Consider the following 6,298-nt stretch of genomic DNA (forward strand, 5'->3'; position numbering starts at 1 on the left):
GATCGCTACCCGATACGATCGTCTCGCCATCAACTTCCACGCAGCCGTCTGCATCGCAGCCGTCGTCAGCTACTGGTTATGAGTCCCAGCCCTAAGAAACAAGCTTGAAACAAGCTTGTTTCTTATCTAAGGAGTGCCGATGATTATTCCGATAACAAAGCGCGCCAAGGAATACGGCTACGTCATCTGGCAAAGGGACCAGGATCAGGCAGTTCGCGCGCTACTCTCCGATCAGCAGAGTTTCCGAGTATATCTTCAAGGCTCCGACCGTGGGCAGAAGAGCGTTGATTGGGCGCACCGCAGGATTTCGATTGGCTATAAGTGGACGCGGCAATTGCCCGAGACCCTTACCAACTACCACCTTGAGGTGCGTGGGCCGGAGTTGCACATCACATGTCGATAGCAGCAGCGATGAAGGTGTGGGCTGATCCGGAAGGAGATACTTTCCGCCTTATCCACCAAGGCACACTTGGCGTTGAAGCCTCGATCGCAGGTTTCGCTGAGCGTTACAGCCGAGGCCGCACCTCGCACACGCTCCATGTCTGGTGGGCTAGGCGCCCTCATAGTGCTATGCGGTCACTCATATTCGAGACTGCGTGTAGAAATCTCTCGCAAGCTAACTCGGAGATCGCGGCGAAGTTGGCTGCGGGCGTTGAGGACGGCTTGAAAGACGCTCAAGCTGTACTGTCTGCCGACTATCAGGGGCAGGACGGGCCTGCCATCTTGGACATGTTTGGCGGCGGCGGGACCATTCCGTTTGAGGCTGCGCTTCTCGGTGCGCGCTCGCACAGCATCGACTACAACGCCCTGTCTGTATTCATCCAGACGTCAAACCTCGTCATGTCGCAGCTCGCCTTGCGAACGCATACGAGCGGAGAGTTGGCTTCGATCGCAGAACGCGCCGGCAATGCTCTTTTGGAGGCGGTTAAGGCGCGGACAGACGATCTATTCGATAGGAGCAGAGGCGCTAATGGTAGCGTAACTTTCGCGTATTTCTGGACCTACCAACATGTTTGTGGGTCATGTGGATATGAATATCTTCTGTCTCGGCGCCCCTGGCTAGCTAAGCGTTCGGGTAAGAGCGTAAGCATTTCTATCAAGCCGACCCGAACAGGTGATGATGTTGTCCTTTCGGAGAGTGCTGATCCAGCTAAGGTCACGCGCTGGGCCTCGAAGGGTGCGGGGGCTGCCTGTCCGAAGTGTTCTGCCGCAGAGAAGCCCTCTATCACGGCCTTACGCGACGTTTCTGTCGCCAAAGGCATACTTAACAAGAAGGGCGGCAAGACCTATTCGGTAGGCCTTGCCCCGGCGTTGGACGATTCCGCACTACAAACCCGTATTGATGGCCTTCTTTCCGAACTTGATACGGAGCTTCCGTCAACGGCCCTCCCGAAGTGGTCAGGTATCGTAAACCCAGCTATTTACGGCATGAACACTCATGCCGATATGTTCAACAAGCGCCAGACGGCGGTTTATCTCGAATTGTGTAAAGCGCTCCGTGAGCAGCACGCGGACCTTCGGGCGCTATACTCTAATGAGGTAGCTAACTACATAACGTCGGCGTTATCCAGCCTATTAGACCAGTTCATTGACTGGAATTGTCGCCTTTCAATGTGGATTTCGCAAAACGAGCAGGTCGGGAGAGCGTTTTGCGGTCCCGGCGTGTCGATGCTTTGGGATTACGTTGAAACCGACTGTTTAGAAAACGGCCCCGCAAATCTATGGAGCAAGCTCTCACGGATTATTGGCGCGATCGAGTCTACTCCGAAGTTCGATCATTTACCTTCGGTTTCAAAGGGGCGGGCGCAGGAGCTTCCTTTTGAAAGTGCGTCGTTTGACGCAATCGTGACCGATCCCCCGTACTATGACAACATGTTCTACAACATCCTGTCGGACTTCTTCTATGCGTGGAAGCGGCTTGCCCTCGCCCCAATTTTCCCAGATTCGTTTGCTGCAACGAGGACCGATGAGGACGACGAGCTAGTCGCGTCTAGCATCCGGCAGGGAAGCAGTGATGCCGCGCATGATTGGTACTGCGAGGCTCTTGGCCGCGCCCTGTCCGAAGCGGCACGTGTTTTAACAGACGATGGAGTGCTATCGTTTGTGTATAGCCACAGCTCGCTTCGGGGGTGGCTGGCGATTGTAAGCGCCTTTCGTAGCAGCGGCCTGCATATCGACACGGTTGAACCTCTAAGCATCGAGCGTCGCCAGCGGCCCAGGGCAATGACCTCGGAAGCGATCAACACCTGCGTCGTGCTTGTCGCGCGTAAGCAGCTATCCGCGCCGGCGCCGGCAAATCTTGCCGACATACGGGCGCGGGTTGTTACCGATCTAGAAACCTACGGCCTTCCGCTAGAGAACGCGGGTTGGGCCAGTGAGGATATCGGCCTCGCGCTTTTCTCAAGAGCGGCGTCGTACCTGGCGAACGCAAAGGCTGTTATCGGGCATGATGACGAGCTTGTGCTTGATGGCCTCTCCGGCATTATCAAGGAGCGGTATCAGAGCTTCAAACTGCAAAAGCGAAAGTCACTCTAGTCGATCTCGCTGGTAATCTCCTCCAGATCGGAGATGGTGCGCGATATAAGCGATATATTGTTGTCGATGCGAAGGGCTTTGATAAGTGCAGCAACGGCCTCATGATGGTCGAACTTAGAAATTCTGACTTTTTCTGCTTCCCAGAATGTCTTCTGCTCCTGGGCCTGTTCAAGAGTAAACCGCTTACTCGCCTCTAGATACTTGTCCCATTCCTCTACTGTTTTGTCGGCAATTCGGCAAACTTCCTTTGATACCGCGTTCCAATATGGTATTGCGTCTTTGCCGGATGTCAGCCCCGTTGAGATGGACCAGAGAGAAGCCAGGGCGTTGGGATCGGCGGGGCGGGAACGTATTAGAAAGCCCAAATGGGTGAATGAGAGAAGGGCAACGTTGTAGCGGATCGCCTGATCGTAAATTTGGCTGGTCCGTGTCGGGTACTGGTAAAGCGGGCAAGCGAGTAGTGCGTAATCCGCGCCCTTCTTCCACTGATTCAACGCCTCGACCTTAAAGTCCTTCTGGTTCTTTGCAGTTCTGCTGAGCCGAAAGGCTTTGGCGTCGCCGACGATCACATACTTGTCGGTGGAGCCTGTTACGTCGGCAGCATCAGACCGCTCCTCAAGAACCGATGCCTTAAGGCCAAGAAGGGTAAGAGCACGCGCAAGAAGAATGTCGCAGTACTTGGCAAACATCTTCTCCTCGCTAGAGTCGTGAGCATAGGACTCTGGTATAACGCCGCCGTACTCAATGTGGTTGAGTACATCGTCATCCGTGAGAGTCGCTATAGCATCGCTAAGGATGGCAGCACGGGCCTTGAAATCGGTCGACGTGTCCGCACAAATATCAGAAATTAAGCTGTAAACGTCCCTGTAATGCATCCAGCCCCTCCAGCACGCGTGGCGCCTCGACCGGATCGTTGACCCAGCCTGCCTCACTCGTGCCGTCTTAGAGCGGCTATGCCATAAGAGTCTAACCGTGGCTGAGCTACCAGCCGGTTCCGTCCCTGAGGTCAAGGACGGTACTGTCTCTAAGCGCTAATCGTTGCTGGGGCGAAGGGGCACTACGTTTCCAGCACGCTCGCTTACCGGCCGTAGCTTGAGCGACGACACCGATCCCTCGCTCGACATGTATCCGACTGGCAGCGAACACAACGACTCAACGTCATTTGCCGGTAGTCGTACCGCATCAAGCAATTCAGAACGCGTGTACACGCGTTCGTCGCATAGCAAGCGAACGGATCTGCCTAGCAATCGTGGAGATTCCGGTACCAGTTCGTCGTCCAAAGGTTCGCGCTTGCGCCAGCCCTTGGTGCTATAATGCTTAAACAGCCGCTGTTTGTACTCGTCTCCCACAATTTCTAGATTAGAACAGCGCATTATCATCGCGCCAACCGACGTCTTCCACCGCTCTTTCAACGACAAAAACGCCGACAACGAGGGAGACCATACCTCGGCACCAAAACTTTCCGCAGGTAGCAGGAACGCGCCCGCAAAGTAAAATGCCTGCCGCTCAATTTCCTTAAAAGCAGCCGCATCGTACAATGATCGCTCTGTTAAGGCTCCATGCAGGACTAGGTGTCCTAGTTCATGAGCAGCATCTAGCCGAGATCGCGCGCAAGTCTGCTTATCAGTAGCAAGAAATACGTAAGGGCGGCTGTCTGCTTCTGACCAGTTAGACAAGCCATCCATTGTTCCGGCATCAACGCGTTCTTTTACGACAATTATGCCGGCGTTTTCCATTGCTAAAAGGAGATCGGAGATCGGCCCCATGCCCAAATCCCATGCCTTACGGCACTCCCCAGCCATACGCTCGATATCGTCGTCCCGTATCTCGCGAAAATCCTGCGCTCCAATTCGGGGGACTGTTGGCGCTGGAAGATCGACGGATTCCTGAAGCGTGAGGGAGATATCTTGCGCCCAACGCAGCCGAGCCTCGACGCGGCTACGAACAGCTTTTGTCGCCGCCGCCATTGATCGCGCGAACATCGGCGCAGCACCGTGACCCGCAGGCGGATTTAGAAAAAATGACACAGGAAGGTTCAACCCACGAGCGACGGACTGGAGCGCGTCGATCTCAGGCAACTGATCGCCCGCTTCCCAGCGGGAAATACTGGAGCTGGTCCGCCCGCTCAGATCGGCAAGCGCGACCTGCGTAAGGCCACGCGCCGCCCGCGCTTCAACGAGCCGCTCCGGGAAAAACCCAGGCACACCACTTCGCATTCAATGTCCTCTCGGCAGCGCGGGCGTCAGGCCTCGCGATTGCCCTTTTTAAGCATGGGGATCGCACGGTCCCTGATCTCGACCGGTGCCTCGGTTGCAGCACCACGGCCGGTATCTGCATCGTGGTAGAGCGACAAAATATCGTTGAGCGACATGATTTCCGCCCACGATCCAAGGTCATGATGGGGAAACCCGATCCCAATCCATCCCGGGATCGCTGGATCGCCCTTCTTGTTCGCTGCTACCACCAACACGGCACACAGCGCATCGCTGCGCGGCGTCGGCACGGGCATATAGAAATCCGGCTGCAATGGGCTCAGCCAGCGGTTAGTCTCCGCAACCTGCTTACGAAATTTTGTCGCTCGGGGTGGTCCACGGTGGGCTTGGACGTTGCCGCGGATCAACGTGATCCCGTTCGCAGTCGCGACACTGTATCGGCCTCCCTTGGGGTTCGTATGAGGGCTGCCGACCTGAAGGCCGTTACGGCCAGCGGCACCACGCATACCTGCCTCAAGGCGGGCGTGCCGAAGCTGGCCAAGCATGTTGCTACGCTCTGGGCTTTCAACATAGGCAGTGGTCAGACGATCGGCCTCGGCAAAAGCCGTGTCCGCCGCCTCGATCAGCTCCGTGACAAAATTGCGAGGATAGACCGAGATCAGCCGATCAATGCACTCACCCATACATACCCCACTTGCGTTAAGTGGAAACTGGCACATGTTTTTTGCGTTATCAAGCCTCTTGTGGACCAAGGGCCGGCGCGTCCGCCAGCCCTTCAACTGCGTCCCGCGTCCGGGAGCGATCAGGCGAGCTTTTCTGCGTCCATCGCCGCCTTCACCGTCTCAGGCAGCCGATAGTTATAGGCACCCACATCATAGTCCCATTCGGCATCGAACAACCATGTGTTGGCGACATAGCCTTCGGTGTGGCTGAACCGGCGACCGAATGCACCCATCAGACCCGCGAATTGAGCGGGAGTGTAGGAAATGGCTGTCTGGAGCTTGCCTGCCGGAACCCACTGGGGGAACGCGGCATGAAGCATCTTGAGAACCCCTAGCTGCTCTCGCGAAAGCGGCCGGCGATTGAGAACCCGCCGCGCCACTTCAGTCGAAACGAACTCCTTTTCCTCGCCTTCCTCGGCGACGGTCGGAGCGACTGCCGCCACGGCATCGGACGTAGCCTCACCCCCTGAAGCAGCCTGCAGAGCGGTCATCGCCTCGATGACCTCTTGGGCCGTACCTTCGAACATGTATCCCTTCATAGCAACCTCCTCATAGCTCCAACGCCACGGAGCATCGTGACGCAAGCCATTTGGCATTTCTAGAGGCTATTCACAATATGCCTCATGACACCTCATCCGCTTTTGTTGCCTCTGAGGCATCATGAGCCATACTGAGGCTTGCTAAGGCTTAATGCAACCACACTGCTCATGGTGCCTTGCCGGCTTCTACGCTGTGAGCTGCCCCCTTCTGAGTGGTCCATCGACTATGACAGTCTGGACCAAGGAAGGGACGACGCATGCCAGCGAAGAAGCACAAGCCCGAGGAGAT

At 56.2% G+C, this 6,298-nt stretch carries 5 protein-coding genes and 1 pseudogene; 2 read left to right on the forward strand and 4 right to left on the reverse strand.

Translation table 11 applies throughout. The annotated features are described in order from the left end of the window. Both FHR90_RS16740 and FHR90_RS16745 read left to right on the forward strand, forming a co-directional pair. Window positions 1-82, forward strand: a pseudogene (locus tag FHR90_RS16740) (IS5/IS1182 family transposase); the annotation flags it as partial. Window positions 83-393: 311 nt separating this feature from the next. Then, complete coding sequence (locus tag FHR90_RS16745) at window positions 394-2,535, forward strand: DUF1156 domain-containing protein (RefSeq protein WP_176623945.1); 2,142 nt, start codon at window positions 394-396, stop codon at window positions 2,533-2,535. Here FHR90_RS16745 and FHR90_RS16750 read toward each other — a convergent pair. From FHR90_RS16750 to FHR90_RS16765, 4 genes are all read right to left on the reverse strand, one after another. Further along, a complete protein-coding gene (locus FHR90_RS16750; RefSeq protein ID WP_176623947.1) occupies window positions 2,532-3,410 on the reverse strand; it encodes a HindIII family type II restriction endonuclease in 879 nt (292 codons plus the stop codon). The genes FHR90_RS16745 and FHR90_RS16750 overlap by 4 nt on opposite strands. A 156-nt stretch (window positions 3,411-3,566) precedes the next feature. Continuing rightward, a complete protein-coding gene (locus tag FHR90_RS16755) occupies window positions 3,567-4,751 on the reverse strand; it encodes an XRE family transcriptional regulator (protein WP_176623950.1) in 1,185 nt (394 codons plus the stop codon). A gap of 26 nt (window positions 4,752-4,777) precedes the next feature. Beyond that, window positions 4,778-5,431, reverse strand: coding sequence for a hypothetical protein (locus FHR90_RS16760; RefSeq protein WP_176623952.1), 654 nt, complete (start codon window positions 5,429-5,431; stop codon window positions 4,778-4,780). 119 nt (window positions 5,432-5,550) lie between these two features. Then, window positions 5,551-6,009, reverse strand: a complete 459-nt coding sequence (locus FHR90_RS16765; RefSeq protein WP_176623954.1) for a hypothetical protein — start codon at window positions 6,007-6,009, stop codon at window positions 5,551-5,553. Window positions 6,010-6,298: the final 289 nt, after the last annotated feature.

This window comes from Endobacter medicaginis (assembly GCF_014192375.1).
Taxonomy (GTDB): domain Bacteria; phylum Pseudomonadota; class Alphaproteobacteria; order Acetobacterales; family Acetobacteraceae; genus Endobacter; species Endobacter medicaginis.